The organism is Duganella lactea (genome assembly GCF_009857505.1).
GTDB classification, from domain to species: Bacteria; Pseudomonadota; Gammaproteobacteria; order Burkholderiales; family Burkholderiaceae_D; genus Rugamonas; species Rugamonas lactea.
On sequence record NZ_WWCP01000031.1, the window covers coordinates 20,116 to 36,784 of the forward strand.

The 16,669-nt window shown below is 65.4% G+C and carries 15 protein-coding genes; 8 read left to right on the forward strand and 7 right to left on the reverse strand.

Annotated elements, in window-relative coordinates; genetic code table 11:
- Nucleotides 1-17: 17 nt before the first annotated feature.
- On the forward strand, nt 18-356 hold the full coding sequence (locus GTP44_RS20565; RefSeq protein ID WP_160991068.1) for a hypothetical protein: 339 nt from the start codon (nt 18-20) through the stop codon (nt 354-356).
- On the opposite strand, the gene GTP44_RS20570 is transcribed toward GTP44_RS20565, so the two are convergent.
- From GTP44_RS20570 to imuA, 3 genes are read right to left on the reverse strand one after another with little or no spacing between them, the layout of a single operon-like run.
- On the reverse strand, nt 353-1,111 hold the full coding sequence (locus GTP44_RS20570) for an alpha/beta hydrolase family protein (protein ID WP_161020874.1): 759 nt from the start codon (nt 1,109-1,111) through the stop codon (nt 353-355). The genes GTP44_RS20565 and GTP44_RS20570 overlap by 4 nt on opposite strands.
- A gap of 9 nt (nt 1,112-1,120) precedes the next feature.
- Nucleotides 1,121-2,599, reverse strand: a complete 1,479-nt coding sequence (locus GTP44_RS20575) for a Y-family DNA polymerase (protein WP_161020875.1) — start codon at nt 2,597-2,599, stop codon at nt 1,121-1,123.
- A complete protein-coding gene (gene imuA, locus GTP44_RS20580; protein WP_161020876.1) occupies nt 2,529-3,221 on the reverse strand; it encodes a translesion DNA synthesis-associated protein ImuA in 693 nt (230 codons plus the stop codon). The genes GTP44_RS20575 and imuA overlap by 71 nt, the downstream gene beginning before the upstream one ends.
- A gap of 114 nt (nt 3,222-3,335) precedes the next feature.
- Between imuA and GTP44_RS20585 the strand changes: the two genes are divergently transcribed.
- Complete coding sequence (locus GTP44_RS20585; protein WP_161020877.1) at nt 3,336-4,583, forward strand: putative Na+/H+ antiporter; 1,248 nt, start codon at nt 3,336-3,338, stop codon at nt 4,581-4,583.
- Between the two features lie 39 nt (nt 4,584-4,622).
- On the opposite strand, the gene GTP44_RS20590 is transcribed toward GTP44_RS20585, so the two are convergent.
- Together GTP44_RS20590 and hrpA are read right to left on the reverse strand one after the other, a co-directional pair.
- Nucleotides 4,623-5,657 carry an extracellular catalytic domain type 1 short-chain-length polyhydroxyalkanoate depolymerase gene (locus GTP44_RS20590; protein ID WP_161020878.1) on the reverse strand — a complete coding sequence of 345 codons (1,035 nt, stop codon included), beginning with the start codon at nt 5,655-5,657 and terminating at the stop codon, nt 4,623-4,625.
- A gap of 67 nt (nt 5,658-5,724) precedes the next feature.
- Entirely contained in the window at nt 5,725-9,792 is a 4,068-nt protein-coding gene (gene hrpA / locus GTP44_RS20595; protein WP_161020879.1) for an ATP-dependent RNA helicase HrpA, read from the reverse strand.
- Nucleotides 9,793-9,848: 56 nt separating this feature from the next.
- Here hrpA and argA point away from each other — a divergent pair, with 56 nt between their 5' ends.
- Both argA and GTP44_RS20605 read left to right on the forward strand, forming a co-directional pair.
- A complete protein-coding gene (gene argA, locus GTP44_RS20600) occupies nt 9,849-11,159 on the forward strand; it encodes an amino-acid N-acetyltransferase (RefSeq protein ID WP_161020880.1) in 1,311 nt (436 codons plus the stop codon).
- 36 nt (nt 11,160-11,195) lie between these two features.
- A complete protein-coding gene (locus GTP44_RS20605; protein ID WP_160991060.1) occupies nt 11,196-11,468 on the forward strand; it encodes an oxidative damage protection protein in 273 nt (90 codons plus the stop codon).
- A 41-nt stretch (nt 11,469-11,509) separates the two neighbouring features.
- Here the strand turns inward: GTP44_RS20605 and rpiA are convergent, their stop codons facing one another.
- Nucleotides 11,510-12,187 carry a ribose-5-phosphate isomerase RpiA gene (gene rpiA, locus GTP44_RS20610; RefSeq protein WP_161020881.1) on the reverse strand — a complete coding sequence of 226 codons (678 nt, stop codon included), beginning with the start codon at nt 12,185-12,187 and terminating at the stop codon, nt 11,510-11,512.
- Between the two features lie 147 nt (nt 12,188-12,334).
- Between rpiA and GTP44_RS20615 the strand changes: the two genes are divergently transcribed.
- From GTP44_RS20615 to GTP44_RS20625, 3 genes are read left to right on the forward strand one after another with little or no spacing between them, the layout of a single operon-like run.
- Nucleotides 12,335-12,706 (forward strand): response regulator, encoded by a 372-nt coding sequence (locus GTP44_RS20615; RefSeq protein ID WP_160991058.1) that lies wholly within the window; start codon nt 12,335-12,337, stop codon nt 12,704-12,706.
- 3 nt (nt 12,707-12,709) lie between these two features.
- Nucleotides 12,710-13,342, forward strand: a complete 633-nt coding sequence (locus GTP44_RS20620) for a chemotaxis protein CheC (RefSeq protein WP_160991057.1) — start codon at nt 12,710-12,712, stop codon at nt 13,340-13,342.
- Between the two features lies 1 nt (nt 13,343).
- Entirely contained in the window at nt 13,344-14,285 is a 942-nt protein-coding gene (locus GTP44_RS20625) for a sensor domain-containing diguanylate cyclase (RefSeq protein WP_161020882.1), read from the forward strand.
- A 14-nt stretch (nt 14,286-14,299) separates the two neighbouring features.
- Here the strand turns inward: GTP44_RS20625 and GTP44_RS20630 are convergent, their stop codons facing one another.
- Entirely contained in the window at nt 14,300-15,136 is an 837-nt protein-coding gene (locus GTP44_RS20630; RefSeq protein WP_161020883.1) for a DUF6597 domain-containing transcriptional factor, read from the reverse strand.
- A gap of 89 nt (nt 15,137-15,225) precedes the next feature.
- On the opposite strand from GTP44_RS20630, the gene GTP44_RS20635 reads away from it, so the two are divergent.
- On the forward strand, nt 15,226-16,656 hold the full coding sequence (locus GTP44_RS20635) for a cytochrome P450 (protein ID WP_161020884.1): 1,431 nt from the start codon (nt 15,226-15,228) through the stop codon (nt 16,654-16,656).
- Nucleotides 16,657-16,669 lie beyond the last annotated feature (13 nt).

Below are 16,669 nucleotides of genomic sequence, written 5' to 3' on the forward strand. Positions count from 1 at the left end.
GGATGTATGCTGCGCCCATGAACCATGATACCGACATCCAGCTCAGCGGCCCGTTCAAGGCCACCGACGGCTCCGGCCGTGCCCACGACGCCAAGGCGATCCGCATCTTCGACGAGGGCTACGGCGCCATCGACGTCTACGTCGACTTCAAGGCGCCGATCAGCGGCTTGCACAAGGACAAGGCGCTGATCGCCGCTGTCGTCGCCCAGCTGCGCACCGTCGGCTACAAAGGCCCCGACCTGACGGCCGGCGATCCGGTGCTGCAGGAAGCCCGCCTGCTGGTGCTGGAATCGCCGGACGAATTCAGCACCTTTGCTGCCAGCAAGGGCTGGAAAGACCTGTCGGAAGACTTTTAAGCGATATAGCGGTCGGCCCAGGCCGCGATCAGGTTGGCGACATAGGCGGCGTCTTCGCGCCGGGTCAGCAGGTGATCCGCATTGTCCAGCGAGATAAAACTTTTCGGATGGCGCGCGGCGGTGAAAATCTCCATCGCATTGTTGAGGCTGACCGTGTCGTCGCCCGACGCGTGCATCACCAGCAGCGCGCGGCGCAAGGCCGCGATCTTTTCCTTCAAGTTGTGTCCGCCCGCGTCGTCAACAAATTGTTGCTTGATGCGGAAAGGACGTCCCGCCAGTTGCACCAGCGCCTCGCCTTGCCGTTCGATTTCCTCCAGATGCGGGCCGAACATGCTGGTCACATAAGCCGGGCTGCTCGGCGCGGCGATCGTCACCACCGCCCTGGCCTCCGGAATGTGCTCGGCCGCGGCCAGCGCCGCCGCCCCGCCCAGGCTATGACCGATCAGCAGCGACGGCGCCTGCCAGTGCGCGCGCATGAAGTCGGCGGCGGCCACCAGGTCAGCCAGGTTCGATGAGAAATTGGTGTTGGCAAACTCGCCCTCGCTGGCACCGAGGCCGGTAAAGTCGAAACGCAGCACGGCCACGCCATGCCCGGTCAGGGCTTCGGCCACACGCCGCGCGGCCAGCACGTCCTTGCCGCAAGTGAAGCAATGGGCGAACAGCGCATAGGCTTTCACCGCGCCGTCCGGGCCATCCAGCCGCGCCGACAACTGGTGTCCGTGCGCGCCGGTAAATTCTTGTCGTTGTGATTTCATGCGCTTACTTTAACCGAAGAAGCCATGCAGATACCAGCGCGTCTCCGGCTCGGCCGCGCCGCCGCCGCGTTCCTTGAACAGCCAGTAGTGCGCATGGTCCTCCCCCTCGGCCATGAAGTAGTCGCGGGTTTGCGCCGTGTCCCACCAACCGGCCTCGATGCGCTCGCCGCCCGAACGGATGCGCAGCGGCGAGCCGTAGTATGGGCGATGATCGCGGATCAGCAACGGTATCGGCTGGGGCAGCAGCCACGTCGGACGCGGCAGGCTGCTCACGTCGGGCGGCAGTTGCGCGCGCAGGTCGGCGGGACGGATTTTCTGCTGGACGCTGCGCCACAGGTTGGCCTGCTCGGGCCGGTAATCGGCGCTGGGGGCGGCTTGCAGCACATTGTCGGCGCCGAGACGCGCGGCCAGCAGTTCCAGCAGCCGCTGCCAGTCTTCCTTGCTGCCGCCCGGCTCCGGAAACAGCGACGCACTCGGCGGCGCCATCGGCTGTAACCGCGGCGCTTCCAGGCTCAGGCCGATCACCGGCGCGTCCAACACCTGCTTGGCCAGACGCTCTTTCAGCAGGCGCAGCAGGTGGCCGTCCTGCCAGGTCGGCTCGGCCAGCACGATGTCGATGACGGTGGGCGGCCCGGCGGTACGGCCGCGCTCGTGCTCCAAGGACAGCGCGATGCGCTCGACCGCCAGTTGGCGCGCGCTGAGCCAGCCTGTCAGTTGCAGCAGCAGGCGGTGGGCGCCGAACAGCAAGGCCGCCGCATTGTCGACGCGATCGAACAATTCCATCCGGGCGCGGAAGCTGGCCGGCGCCGCCAGCCACGCGTGCATTTCCGGCCGTGCGCCGTGCGCATCGTCCAGCATATCGAGCAAGGCGCGGCCGCACCGCCGTTGCAAACCGGCACGCGGCAGACGGCGCAACTGACCCAGGGTCATGCAGCCGATGCCCTCCATCCAGTCCAGATAGGCACGCGCCGGCGGCAGCACGCCAACCGGCAACAGTTCCAGGCGGCGCGTCAGCGAGGCCATCGTCAAGGCCCGGCCGGCTCCGCAGCGCGCCAGCAGCCAGGCGCCGCGCGCGGTGGGCGCGCAACTAAGCGTGCCGGTGAAGCCCAGCGCGCGCACGCTGTCCGCCACCTTGCGGCACAGCGCGCGGATGCCGCCGAACAGCCGCAGGCTGGCGCCGACATCGAGCAGCAGCGTGGCCTCCTCCGCTTCCGCCAACTGCGGCGTGAACCGCAGCAGCGCCATCGCCACCGCCTGCAACGCCTCCGCCTCCAACGGCGGCGAGCGCTGCTGAAACTGCGATTGCGGCGCCAGCAGGATGGCGCCGCCACGCCGCAAGCCGCCGCGCACGCCGGCCGCATAGGCCACGTCCGACAGGGCGATGACGCGCTCCTGCTCCAGCACCACGGTACAGCTGTCAGCCGACCAGCGAGGGCAGAATACCTCGAGCGGAAGCCGTGGCAGGTGTAGAGCGATCCAGAGGCGCATGACGTTGAAGCAAAGCAGGAGTTAACGGTAAAAACAAAGGCGCATCGCGCTGTGGACCACGCCGCTTGACGAAGCCGATGTCCATGCCGCCCGCCGCCGGCCTGAGCGACAGCCGCAACGGCGCCGGCGAGGCGTCCTGCGCCGCCGCCAGCGGCCGCAGCATATAAAACAAGGTGTCCGCGCTCTGCGCCGCCAGATGCAGCCGCCGCAGCGTTTCGCCCCGCGCCTGTTTCTGCCAGAACAGCAGCGCGCCACAACAGCCACTGCGCAGGATTTGCTCGGCGGCCCACAGCGCGTCGCTGGCCTTGGCACCGCTGCGCACCCACAGCAGTTGCGACGGCGCCAACCCGAGGGCGGCCAGCGCCAGCGCCTGCGGCGCGTGCGGCGGCTGCAGCAGCACGATGGGCCGCTGGCCCAGCGCGGCCAGCGCCGGCTGCAACAAGCGCAGCTCGCCGATGCCGTGCTGCTGCACCAGCAGATCGATCAGCGTGCCTTGCGGCCAGCCGCCGCCCGGCAACTGGGCGGACAGCGCGGCAAAGCCGGTGTCCTGGCAGCGCGTGGCGCTGTGGGCGAGCTGATCCGCCCGCCACAAAGACGGGTGTAGGGTTTCCGGGAGTGTCATGGCATTGTAGCGCAAAATACTGTATAAATAAACAGTACTACTCGCACGCTTGTTTGGCAAGACTTATCTGCCTTCCTGTACCATGCGCTCAAACCAATATTGAAAGGACACGCTGTGCAAACGATACAACTGGTGGGCGCCGTCCTGTTCGGCCTGGCACTGCTGCATACCTTCGCCGCGAAGTACTTTGAAAAATTATCGCAGCGCCATCCACGCCACGCCGGGCTGTTCCATCTGCTGGGCGAGGTCGAGGTGGTGTTCGGCTTCTGGGCCTTCATTCTGATGCTGGCGCTGGCCTTTCTCAACGGCGGCCAGGCGGCCATCGCCTACGCCGAGTCGCGCCAGTACACCGAGCCGCTGTTCGTGTTTGTGGTCATGGTGGTGGCGGCCTCACGGCCGGTGACGGAATGCGTGCAGCGCGTGCTGTCGGCATTGGCCCGGCGCACGCCGGCGCCGACTGAACTGGCGCTCGTCTGGCTGGGCCTGGCGCTGGTGCCGCTGACCGGTTCGCTGATCACCGAGCCGGCGGCGATGACGCTAGCGGCGCTGATGCTGGCGCCGCTGATCTTCCGCGACGGCATGCCGGAATGGCTGAAGTACGGCGCGCTGGGCGTGCTGTTCGTGAACATCTCGATCGGCGGCATGCTGACCTCCTACGCCGCGCCGCCGGTGCTGATGGTGGCCGCCACCTGGGACTGGAACACCAGCTACGTGGCCACGCATTTCGGCTGGAAGGCGGTGATCGCGGTGGTCATCAACGCCACCGTGATCAGCTGCATGCTGCGCAAGCATCTGCGCGCGCCGGCCGGCACCGCGCCCGCCGCGCCGGCGGTGCCGCTGGCGGTGACGCTGATCCATCTCGGCTTCCTGGCGGCGGTGGTGATGCTGGGCCACCATCCGGTGCTGTTCCTGGGCATCTTCATGCTGTTCCTCGGCTTCACCACCGCCTACCAGCGCCATCAAAGTCCGCTGATCATCAAGGAAGGTCTGCTGGTCGGCTTCTTCCTGGCCGGGCTGGTGGTGCTGGGCGGGATGCAGCAATGGTGGTTGCAGCCGATCGTCGAAAGCCTGTCGCCGCTGGCGCTGTTCTTCGGCGCCATGAGCCTGACGGCGATCACCGACAACGCCGCCCTCACCTATCTCGGCTCGCTGATCGACGGCATGTCGGCCGAAGCGCAATACATGCTGATGGCTGGCGCCGTCACCGGCGGCGGCCTGACGGTCATCGCCAACGCCCCCAACCCGGCCGGCGTGGCACTGCTGCGGCGCGGCTTCCTCGACCAGTCGATCGGCACACTCGGCCTGCTGGCGGGCGCCGCCGCCCCAACGGCGGTCGCCGCCATGGCCTTCCTGCTGCTTTAACCGGCCACCGAGACGCACAGCGGGAAGCATTGGCATTTTTTAAGCACGGCGGTGGCGGGCGAAAAACGCCAGCATCATCTTGCTGGCGTTTGGGCCGGCACGGTCATTGAATTTGAGAGAAGGATCGCCGCCGCTCCAGGCGTGTTCCAGCTTTTCAACCTGGGCCACGCGCAGCAGCAGCTTGCGGCCATCGTAGTAGTCGAGCAGACGGTAGTGGCGTTTCTGTGTGACCTGGGCGGGGCCGGACAAGCGGTTCAGCAGCAGGCTTTGGCGGGTCAGCTGGATCTGGTTGATGGATTTGACGACATTGTCGCTTTCGCCCTGAAACAGGATGGCCGGCATGCCGGGGAATCGCGGTTGGCGTTGCAGCAGCGCGTGGGCGGCGAGGTCGGCGCCTATGCCAAGGGCGCCGTTCTTCATGACGCTGAAGGCGCCCAGCGCGTTGTGGCCGGCGCCAAACACCGGGCCGGAATGCAGGCCGATGGCGGCGAACAGTTCGGGGTGGTTCAGCGCGAGAATATTGGCCATGCCAGCGCCGGCCGAGATGCCGGCGACATAGATGCGCGAGCGGTCGATATCCTGATGCGTGATCACCTTGTGAATGATGCCGATGATCGTGGGGACGTCGCCGCCACCGTCCTGCGTCGCGCGCTCATACCATTTCCAGCAGCGGTGCGGATGGCTGCTCACCAATTGCTGCGGATAGAGCACGGCGTAGCCCAGCTTCTCGGCGAGCAGATTCATGCGCGTGCCTTGCGCGAACTGGGTCGCCGTTTGCTGGCAGCCGTGCAGCATGACGACCAGCGGCATGCCGTTTCCCTGGCGATTGTTGGGCAGGTAAAGCCAGTAGCTCATGCGCTGCCCGGCGGCGTTTAGCATGTGGCCGGCGAGCCATTTGCCAGGCGCGGCGACGGATGGCGGCACAGAGGACGCGGCGGATGCGGTGGGCGTGGCACGCGCCCTGACCGCGCGTGGCTTGCGCGGTTTCGGCGGCGTGGCGGCGGCGGCGAACAGCTTGGCCGTGCGCTTACCGGCGCGAATCAGACTACGCAGCAGCTTTCCGGTCCTGGCCATCGCAACGCCCTCCTGTCGCCAGACAGTCTACAGCAAAGCCGCGCCGCAGTCTTTTTGAAACGCGCGCCTAGCGCTGCATGGACTCCCACACTTTCAACAAACGCTTGGCCGATACCGGCATCGGCGTGCGCAACTCCTGCGCGAACAGCGACACGCGCAACTCCTCCAGCATCCAGCGGAATTCCACCATCTTGGGATCGGTGTTCTTGCCGGCCGATTTTTCGCGGTTGGCGCGCTGGTAGGCGGCGGCGGCCTGCTGCCATTCGGCCATCAACTTCGTATCGCGCGCCGGATCGCCGCGCAGCTTTTCGATCCGCACGTTCATCGCCTTCAGATAGCGCGGGAAGTGCGACAGCTGGCTGTAGTCGTTCTCTTGCAGGAAGCGCTTGTGCACCAGGCCTTGCAACTGCTGCTGCATGTCCTGCGCGGCCTGCTGCGGCAAGCCTTGCAGACGTTTCGGCAGACCGTGGAACTCGGTCAGCACTTGCGACAGCAGACGCGCGATCTCGTTCACCAACAGCACCAGGCGCGATTTGCCTTCGTCCTTGCACTTGGTGAAGCTGGCGGCGTCGATGGGCAGCGGGTCTTGCAGGCAGGCGATGTCCAGCGCTTTGTTGATGATCTGCTCGCGCAGTTCTTCCTGTGTGCCCATGCTCATGAACTGCATGCCCATTTGCTGCAGGTTGGGGATGCTCTTTTCGATGAATTTGATTTGATCCTTCATCTGCAGGGCGAACAGGCGGCGCAGGCCGATGCGGTGCGTGCGCGCCGCAACCGTGGGGTCGTCGAAGACTTCCAGGTCGCAGTGCGTGCCTTTGTCGACCAGCGCCGGGAAGCCGATCAGGGTTAGCTTGCCCTGGGCGATTTCCAGTAGTTCGGGGAGTTCGCCGAAGGTCCAGGAGCTGAGATTTGTCAGGGTGATGTTGTTGCTCGTCGACGGTGCCGGCTCGGCATGGGCACCGGCTTTCGCCGGTGCGACGGTGGCCTTGGCCGGAATCACCGCGCGGGCGGCGACGGTTGGCTGGGGACCGGAGGCTTCGGCCATCTTCTGGAAGCTCTCGCGCGCTTGCGTGCCGTATTCCGCTTGCAGGGTGGCGAGGTTGCGGCCCATGTCCAGCTGGCGGCCATGCTCGTCGATCAACTTGAAGTTCATGAAGTGGTGCGCCGACAGCGTCTCCGGCTTGAAGTCGGTGGTCAGCGGCGTGATCGTGATCTGCGCGCGGATGTCGGCGATGATGGCGTCAATCAGCTCACCACGGCCAAAGGCGTGCTTCTCCTCGATCCGCTCGCAGAACCTGGCCGCGTACTCCGGCAGCGGCACGCAATGGCGGCGCAGCTTCTGCGGCAGGGATTTCAGCAGCAGATGCACCTTCTCCTTCAGCATGCCCGGCACCAGCCACTCGCAACGCTCGCGCGACAGCTGGTTCAGCGCATACAGCGGCACCGCCAGCGTCACGCCATCGCGCACGCTGCCCGGCTCGAAGTGATACGTCAGTGCCAGCTCCAGCCCCGAGGCGTTCATCTTCTTCGGGAACAGGTCGGTGGTCACGCCGGCCGCTTCGTGGCGCATCAGCTCATCGCGATTCAGGAACAGCAGTTTCGGTTCCTGCGCCGTGACGTCCTTGTGCCATTTCTCGAAGCCGGCGCCGTTCACCACGTCGGCTGGAATCAGCTTGTCGTAGAAGGCGGCGATCAGTTCATCGTCCACCAGCACGTCCTGACGGCGCGACTTGTGTTCGAGGTTTTCGATCTCTTTAATCAGCTTGTGGTTGTGCGCGAAGAATGGCGCGCGGGTTTCGTAGTCGCCGCCGACCAGCGCATCGCGAATGAAGATCTCGCGCGCTTCAGCCGGATTGAACACGCCGTAGTTGATGCGGCGCTGGCTGTACACCACCAGCCCGTACAAGGTCGCGCGCTCCGATGCGGTAACTTGCGCGGAACGCTTTTCCCAGCGCGGCTCGCCCCACGATTTCTTCAGCAGGTGGCCGCCGACCTTCTCCAGCCACTCCGGCTGGATCTGCGCGATGCAGCGCGCGTACAAGCGTGTGGTGTCGACCAGCTCCGCCGCCATGATCCACTTGCCAGGCTTCTTGCTCAGCGAGGAACCCGGCCAAATATGGAACTTGATGCCGCGCGCGCCGAGGAAACCCGGATCGTCCTCCTGCTTGAAGCCGACGTTGCCCAGCAGGCCAGTCAGCAGCGCCATGTGCAGGTTCTCGTAGGTCGCCGGCGTTTCGTTCAGGCGCCAGCCCTGCTCCTTGACGATGGTCAGCAGTTGCGAGTGGACGTCGCGCCACTCGCGCAGGCGCAGTTGCGACAGGAAGTTGCTGCGGCAGTTGTCCTGCAACTGGCGATTGGTCTTCTTGTGTTCAATCGCGTTTTCGAACCACTTCCAGATTTTGATAAAGCTGAGGAATTCGGACTTCTCGTCGGCGAACTTCTTGTGCGCCTCGTCGGCCGCCTGCTGGTGTTCCAGCGGACGATCGCGCGGGTCTTGCACCGACAGTGCGGAGGCGATGATCAGCACTTCGTTCAGGCAAACGTTGTCCAGCGCGGCCAGAATCATGCGGCCGACGCGCGGGTCCAGCGGCAGCTTGGCCAGCTTCTTGCCCAGTGGCGTGATCTGGTTGTACTCATCGACCGCGCCCAGTTCCTGCAACAGCTGGTAGCCGTCGGCGATGGCGCGCGCCAGCGGCGGTTCGATGAACGGGAAGGTCTCCACATCGGCCAGATGCAGGGTCTTCATGCGCAGGATGACGGAGGCCAGCGACGAGCGCAGAATTTCCGGCTCGGTGAATTTGGGGCGCTGCAGGAAGTCCTGCTCGTCGTACAGGCGGATGCAGACACCGTCGGCGACACGGCCGCAGCGACCGGCGCGCTGATTGGCCGCCGATTGCGCGATCGGTTCGATCTGCAGCTGTTCAACCTTGTTGCGATAGCTATAGCGCTTCACCCGCGCCAGGCCGGCGTCCACCACATAGCGGATGCCGGGCACGGTCAGCGAGGTCTCGGCCACGTTGGTGGACAGGACGATGCGGCGCGCGTTGGTGGTCCGGAACACGCGCTCCTGCTCCTCGGCCGACAGGCGGGCGAACAGCGGCAGGATTTCCACATGCGGCGGATGATGTTTGCGCAGCGCTTCGGCGGTGTCGCGGATTTCGCGCTCGCCGGGCAGGAACACCAGAATATCGCCGGAGCCGATGCGCGCCAGTTCGTCGACGGCATCGACCACGGCGTCCATCAGGTCGCGCTTCTCGCGGGCGGCGGCGGTGCGGGCGCCCTTGCCTTCGGCGTTGGCGATGGCGGCGGCGTTGGCGCCGGCCGGCACATCGCTTTCGATCGGGCGATAGCGCACTTCCACCTTGTACAGGCGGCCGGAGACCTCAATCACCGGCGCCGGCTTTTCCGGCGTGCCGAAGTGGCGCGCGAAACGGTCGGCGTCGATCGTTGCGGAGGTGATGATGATCTTCAGGTCCGGGCGGCGCGGCAGCAGCTGTTTCAGATAGCCGAGCAGGAAGTCGATGTTCAGGCTGCGCTCATGGGCTTCGTCGATGATGATGGTGTCGTAGGCCTTGAGCAGCGGATCGCTTTGCGTTTCGGTCAGCAGGATACCGTCGGTCATCAGCTTGACGTAAGCGCCTTTTTGCAGCGTGTCGGCGAAGCGTACCTTGAAGCCGACATGTTCGCCCAGCGGCGAGCCCAGTTCCACCGCGATGCGCTTGGCGGTCGACGAGGCGGCGATCCGGCGCGGCTGGGTGTGGCCGATCAGGCCTTTCTGGCCACGCCCCAGTTCCAGGCAGATCTTCGGCAGCTGCGTAGTTTTACCGGAGCCGGTTTCCCCCGAGACGATGATCACTTGATTATTTTGCAGCGCCTCGGCGATTTCGTGGCGACGGCCGGACACCGGCAAGTCTTCCGGGAAGGTAATCGGCGGCAGCGGGTTGCGGAAGTTGCGCTCGGCCTCGCGCGCCGCCTGCTCTTCCGGTGTCAGGCGCGGTTTCGGCGCCCGCCCGCGTCCACCGTCGTGCCGGCGAACGCCGGAATCCGCAATGACGGGGAGCGACGGCGCGGTGCCGGATCGGGCCTTGGGGGGGCGTGAAATCGGTGTTTGTGGCTTCTTGCTGGCTTCTGACATTGTTTTTTACAAAGGTATTTGGCGCGGACGTCGCGCCCCGAATTATAATGCGGCTAATGGAAAACCCTACCCAATTCGTCCAATGGCTGCGCTCCGTCGCGCCCTACATCCACGCCTTCCGTGGCAAGACCTTCGTGGTCGCCTTCCCTGGTGAACTGGTCGCCGCCGGCGCGCTGCCGGTGCTGGCCCACGACCTGTCGCTGCTGCACGCGCTTGACATCAACGTCACCGTCGTCTACGGCTCGCGGCCGCAGGTGGCCGAACAGCTGGCGTTGCGTAACGTCGAAGGCCGCTTCCACAACGGTGTGCGGATCACCGACACCGCCGCGATGGAGTGCGCCAAGGAAGCCGCCGGCGAACTGCGGCTCGACATCGAGGCCGCGTTCAGCCAGGGCTTGCCGAACACGCCGATGTCCAACGCGGCGATCCGCATCATCTCCGGCAATTTCATCACCGCCCGCCCGCTCGGCGTGATCGACGGCGTCGACCTGGAACTGACCGGCGTCACCCGCAAGGTCGACGCCGAGACCATCCATTCCATCCTCGGCTCGGACGGCCTGGTGCTGTTGTCGCCGCTGGGCTTCTCACCGACCGGCGAGGCCTTCAACCTGACCATGGAAGACGTGGCGTGCAGCGCCGCCATCGCGCTGCACGCCGACAAACTGATCTTCATCACCGAAACCCCGCTGATGACCGACGTCGCCGGCGCCGAGATCCGCGAGCTGTCGTCGCACCAGGCCGAGGCCGTGCTGCAGGCCGGCTTCCTGCCGGACGCCACCGCGTTCTACCTGAAGCACTGCATCAAGGCCTGCGACAACGGCGTCGAGCGCTCGCACATCGTCTCGTTCGACATGGACGGCTCGGCGCTGCTGGAACTGTTCACCCACGACGGCGTCGGCACCATGATCTCGCACGAGAACCTGGAATCGCTGCGTCCGGCCACGATTGAAGACGTCGGCGGCATCATCAAGCTGATCGAGCCGCTGGAGGCCGACGGCACGCTGGTCAAGCGCGGCCGCGAGCTGATCGAGCGCGAAATCGACCTGTTCTCGGTCATCGACCATGATGGCGTGCTGTTCGGCTGCGCCGCGCTGTACCCGTTCCCGGAACAGAAAATGGCCGAAATGGCATGCCTGACCGTCAATCCGGAAGCGCAAGGCCAGGGCGACGGCGACCGCATCCTCAAACACATGGAAAACCGCGCGCGCGCCATGGGCATACAAAAGCTGTTCGTGCTGACCACCCGCACGGCGCACTGGTTCATCAAGCGCGGCTTCCACCCGGCCACGGTGGACGCGCTGCCGAAAGACCGTCAGCGCATGTATAACTGGCAGCGCAAATCCCAGGTTTTGATTAAAACCTTATAATCTTGTTTTTGACCGACCGCTTTAGGAGCAACCCAAATGGCCCGCAACGTGCAATGCATTAAACTCAACAAGGAAGCCGAGGGCTTGGACTTCCCGCCGTATCCAGGTGAACTGGGCAAAAAGATTTACGAACAGGTGTCGAAGGAAGCCTGGGCCCAGTGGCTCAAGCACCAGACCATGCTGGTCAATGAAAACCGCCTGAACCTGGCCGACCAGCGCGCCCGCAAATACCTGGCCGCGCAGATGGAGAAACACTTCTTCGGCGATGGCGCCGACGCCGCGCAAGGCTACGTGCCGCCAACCGCCTGATAGTCCGCGCGTCATTCCGGCGCAGGCCGGAATGACGGTGCTTAGAACTTCAGGGTTTTCACACCTTCCGCCGTGCCCAGCAGGCACACATTGGCGCCGCGCGCGGCGAACAATCCCACCGCGATCACTCCGACAATCTGATTGATCTGCGCTTCCAGCGCCTTCGGATCGGTAATCGACAGGCCGGCCACATCCAGCAGATAGCCGCCGTTGTCGGTCACGAACGCCTCTTCCGTACCCGGTTTCAGACGCAGCTTCGGCGTGCCGCCCAGCTTGGCCAGTGCCCGCGCCACCGAGGCGCGCGCCATCGGAATCACTTCCACCGGCAGCGGGAACTTGCCCATCACCTCCACCAGCTTGGAACCGTCGGCGATGCAGACAAACTGCTTCGACACCGATGCCACAATCTTCTCGCGGGTCAGCGCCGCGCCGCCCCCCTTGATCATCGCGCCCGAGGCGTCGATTTCGTCGGCGCCGTCGATGTAGACGGCGATTTCCGCCACGTCGTTCAGGTCGAACACGTCGATGCCGTGGCCGCGCAGACGGGCGGCGGTCGCTTCCGACGAGGCCACGGTGCCCTTGATCTTGTGCTTGATCTTGGCCAGCTCATCGATGAAGAAGTTGGCGGTGGAGCCGGTGCCAACGCCGATGATGTCGTTTTCCACCACATAGTCGATGGCGGAGCGGGCTACGGCTTGTTTCAGTTCGTCTTGGGTCATGTTAAAGGCTTAAGAGAGGAGGAAATCGGATGCCGCTATTTTACCATCCCGCTTTTTGCGCCAATAACGTACATATAGTGCAACAGTCATGATCAAAAAAACCATGGGTGTGCGAGAATACACCAACAGCTCCAGCGGGGAAGAGAGATGAACAGCGCCAAAACCGTCCTGATAGTCGATGACAGCCGCGTTTCGCGCCTGATGGCGCGCCAGTACATCAGCGGCCTGCACGCCGACTGGATCGTCGAGGAAGCCAGTACCGGCGAGGAGTCGCTGCTCAAGGCGCGCCAGGCCGCGCCGGACCTGGTGCTGATGGACGTCAACATGCCCGGCATGGGCGGCATCGCCGCCGCCGAGCAACTGCGCCAGGAATTCCCCGCCGTGCCGATCTCGCTACTGACGGCCAATGTGCAAACCGCCACCCGCGAGCGCGCCAACGTCATGGGCATCGGCTTCGTCGAAAAACCGATCACCGAGGCGCGCATCGCCCAGTTGCTCGCCACGCTGGAGACGGCGTAAATCATGTTCCGCCTGTCCGAACTGGAAAACGACGCGTTGATCGAAATCTTCAACATCGGCGTCGGCCGCGCGGCGGCGTCGATGAGCACCATCGTCAACGAGATGGTGCGCATGTCGGTGCCGTCGATCCGCTTCGTCCCGCGGGCCGAGGCGGGACGCCTGCTGGGCGCCAGCCAGGTCACGCAGGAACGCATCTGCGGCATCAGCCAACATTACGCCGGCGCCTTCGAGACCGAAGCCATCCTGATGTTCCCGGAGGATAAAAGCCTGGAGATCGTGCGGCTGATGGTGGGCGAGGCGGTGCCGCTGAAGGAGCTGACCGAGATGGAGCAGGAGGCCATGTGCGAGATCGGCAACATCATGCTGAACGCCTGCGTCGGCACACTGGCCAACATCTTTCAGCGCGAGCTGCAAGGCTCGCTGCCGCGCTACCACGTCGGCACCAGCGACCAGATCCTCAGCGCCACCAGCACCGGCGACCAGGCCGACAGCGTGGTGCTGATGCTGCATATCGACTTCGTGCTGGAACGGCACCAGATCCACGGCTACGTGGCGTTCGTGCTGGCGATCGCCGCGCTGCACGACCTTAAGCACCAGATCGGTCTCTACATCGCCCGCGCGATGGGGCAAGGCTGACATGCCCCTGCAGCGTCTGCCCCTGCTGGAGAGCGTGTTGCACGCGATGAGCCTGGGCACCGTGGTGCTGGACAACGAGCGCCGCATCGTGTTGTGGAACACCTGGATGATCACGCATTCGGGCCTGACGCAGGAACAGGTCAGCGGCCGCGATTTCTTCGCCGTCTGCCCAGAGCTGCGCGGCGGCCGGGTGGACGCCGCCATCCAGTACGCGCTGCACAACAACTTCCCCTCGCTGCTGTCGCAAACCTTGAACAAGGCGCCGTTCGCGCTGTACCTGGGCGATGAACGCATCCAGCAGGCGCTGGAAGTGACGCCGATCGAGGTGGCCGGCGTGCCGCGCCATTGCCTGATCCAGGTGCACGACGTCAGCATCGCGGTCGGCCGCGAGAAGCTGCTGCGCGAGCAGACCATGGTGCTGCGCTCGCAGTCCTTCGCCGACGGCCTGACCGGCATCGCCAACCGCCGCCATTTCGACGCGGCGATCGAGAAGGAGCACCGGCGCGCCAAGCGTGGCGGCACGCCGCTGTCGCTGCTGATGATCGACATCGACCACTTCAAGGCTTACAACGACTATTACGGCCACCAGAAAGGCGACCAGTGCCTGATCCAGGTGTCGGCCGCGCTGGCCGGCATGCTCAAACGCCCTTGCGACCTGACGGCGCGCTACGGCGGTGAGGAATTCGCGATGATCCTGCCGGAGACCGGCGCCGGGCAGGCCCGGGCGATGGCCGAGGCGATACGCGAGCGGGTGCAGGCGCTGGCGATCCGCCATGAACGCAACAGCGATCCGTCGCAGCGGGTCACGGTCAGCATCGGCATCGCCACGCAGCAGCCGGAGGCGCCGATGGAGATCGAGGCGCTGATCGGCGCCGCCGACCGCGCGCTGTACCAGGCCAAACGCGATGGCCGCAATCGGGTCGCCGCGTTGCAGCCGGCGTGACGGACGCCGCGACCTCAGGTCCAGACGCGATAAATCCAGTAACGCTCATCGCTGGAGGCCAGCACCCGCGCCAGTTCCAGCGGACTATGGCCGGTGATCTCGCGCGCCTCGCGACACAAGTGCGCCTGGTCCGCGTAGCCGCCGCGTGCGGCGATATCGGACCACACGGCCTTGCCGGCCAGGTATTCTTCGCGCGCCTCAAAGAAGGCGTGTTCGGCGCGCTGAAAGCGCAGCAGCTTGCGCAGCGGCTGGCCGGCGCGCAGCTTGATGCGGCGCTCGATATTGCGCACGCCGCGTCCGAGCAGAGTGTCGGCCGCCTGCGCGGCCAGGTGGCGCACCCAGTCGCCCGCTGCGGCAGCGGCGCCGCCGGAACGCGTGGCTTGCCAGCGCGGCGCCAGAAAGTCCTCGATCAACGCCAGCCGTTCGGCGTCGCCGCGCGCGCTCAGCACCGCCTGCGACAGCGCCGTCCATTCCACGCCCAACACTTCGCCGACCGGCGCCCAGCGGTTCACCCAGGCCGACATATCCACGCCAGCCAGCGTGTGCAGCGCCTGCGGATAAAACATCACCATCAGCATGCGCACCGGACCGGGATTGTAGGTGATCAGGGGCCGCGTCTGCGGGCCACCAAAGAACGCGCGGAACGGCTCCGGCACGGCGCCCGGCGGATCGACCATCTCCACCTCACCCTCGATATAAAACGTGACCGAGCAATGCGGCGTGGCCGGATAATGGTTGTAGCGGTCCTCGCGCTCGGTGAGCGGTGTCTCGACCGTGCTGCGCACGACATAGGCCCGCACGCACGACGCCAGCGATTTGCGTGGGAAGATCAATCGGGTAGGCGTTTCCATGTCTGCTAGTGTATCCCAATGTCGTAAACGTTCAATACGCCCGCCGCCGGCAAGCGCACACTGAGGCATCTTCAATCAAGGAAGCCGCCATGCAGAACACGATGACCGCCGCACTTCGCCACATGAACGACCTGCCGGGACCGCGTCCGTGGCCACTGGCAGGCAACCTGCCGCAGATACGGCCCACACGCATCCATCAGGACGTGGAGGCATGGGCGCGGCAATACGGCCCGCTGTTCCGGATGACGTTCGGCCGCACGCCACTGCTGGTGGTGGCCGACCATGAACTGGTCAGCGCCGTGCTGCGCGACCGGCCGGACGGATTCCGCCGCCCCGCCGTCACGGCCAGCGTATCCGATGAAATGGGCGGACGTCCGGGCGTGTTCATGGCCGAAGGCGCGGCATGGCGCGACCAGCGGCGCATGGTGATGGCGGCGCTGGCACCGCATGCGGTCAAGGCTTATTTCCCTTCGCTGGTCAAGGTGGCGCTGCGGCTGCACAAGCACTGGCAGCAAGCGGCACGCGACGGCAGCGCGATCGACCTGACGGAAGATTTAAAACGCTACAGCACCGACATCGTCGCCGGGCTGGCGTTCGGCGCGGAGGTCAACACAGTCGAAGGCGGCGAGGATGTCATCCAGCGGCATCTGGACGTGGTGCTACCGGCGGTGGCGCGCCGCTCGATTGCGCCGTTTCCCTACTGGCGCTATGTCAAACTACCGCAGGACCGCCGGCTGGACGTGCACCTGCTGGCACTGAATCAGGCCATTGACGCGCTGGTCACCGCTGCCCGCACGCGGCTGGCCGCCGAACCAGCGCGCCGCGAGCATCCAGCCAATCTGCTGGAAGCGATGATCTGCGCGGCCGATGAAGGCGGCAGCGGCGTCACCGATGACGCGGTGGCCGGCAATGTCGCCACCATGCTGCTGGCGGGCGAAGACACCACCAGCAACACGCTGGCGTGGATGCTGTATCTGCTGCAGCACAATCCCGCCGCCATGCGGCAGGCGCGCGACGAAGTGCTGCGCGTCGCGCCCGATCCGGACAAGCTCACCATCGAGCAGGTCGATGCGCTGGACTATCTCGACGCCTGCGCGCAGGAAGCCATGCGTCTGAAGCCGGTGGCGCCGTTCATCCCGCTGGAAGCGCTGCGCGACAGCGCGGTGGGCGACGTGCGCGTGCCCAAGGGCGGCCTGGTATGGTGCGTGATGCGCAACCACAGCGTCTCCGAATCCCACGTGCCGGATGCGGCGGCGTTCCAGCCAGAGCGCTGGCTGCGGCGTGGCGAAGGCGCCATCAACAAGCACGTCTCGATGCCCTTCGGCGCCGGCCTGCGAACCTGCCCCGGACGTTATCTGGCGCTGCTCGAAATCAAAATCGCCGCCGCCATGCTGCTCTCCAGCTTCAGCATCGAGTCGATCGACACCGAGGACGGCCAGCAACCCGAAGAACTGATGGCCTTCACCATGTCCCCCATCGGTCTGCGGATGCGCTTGCAACATGGCGAAGCTGCTGGGTGACAGCCCGCCATAA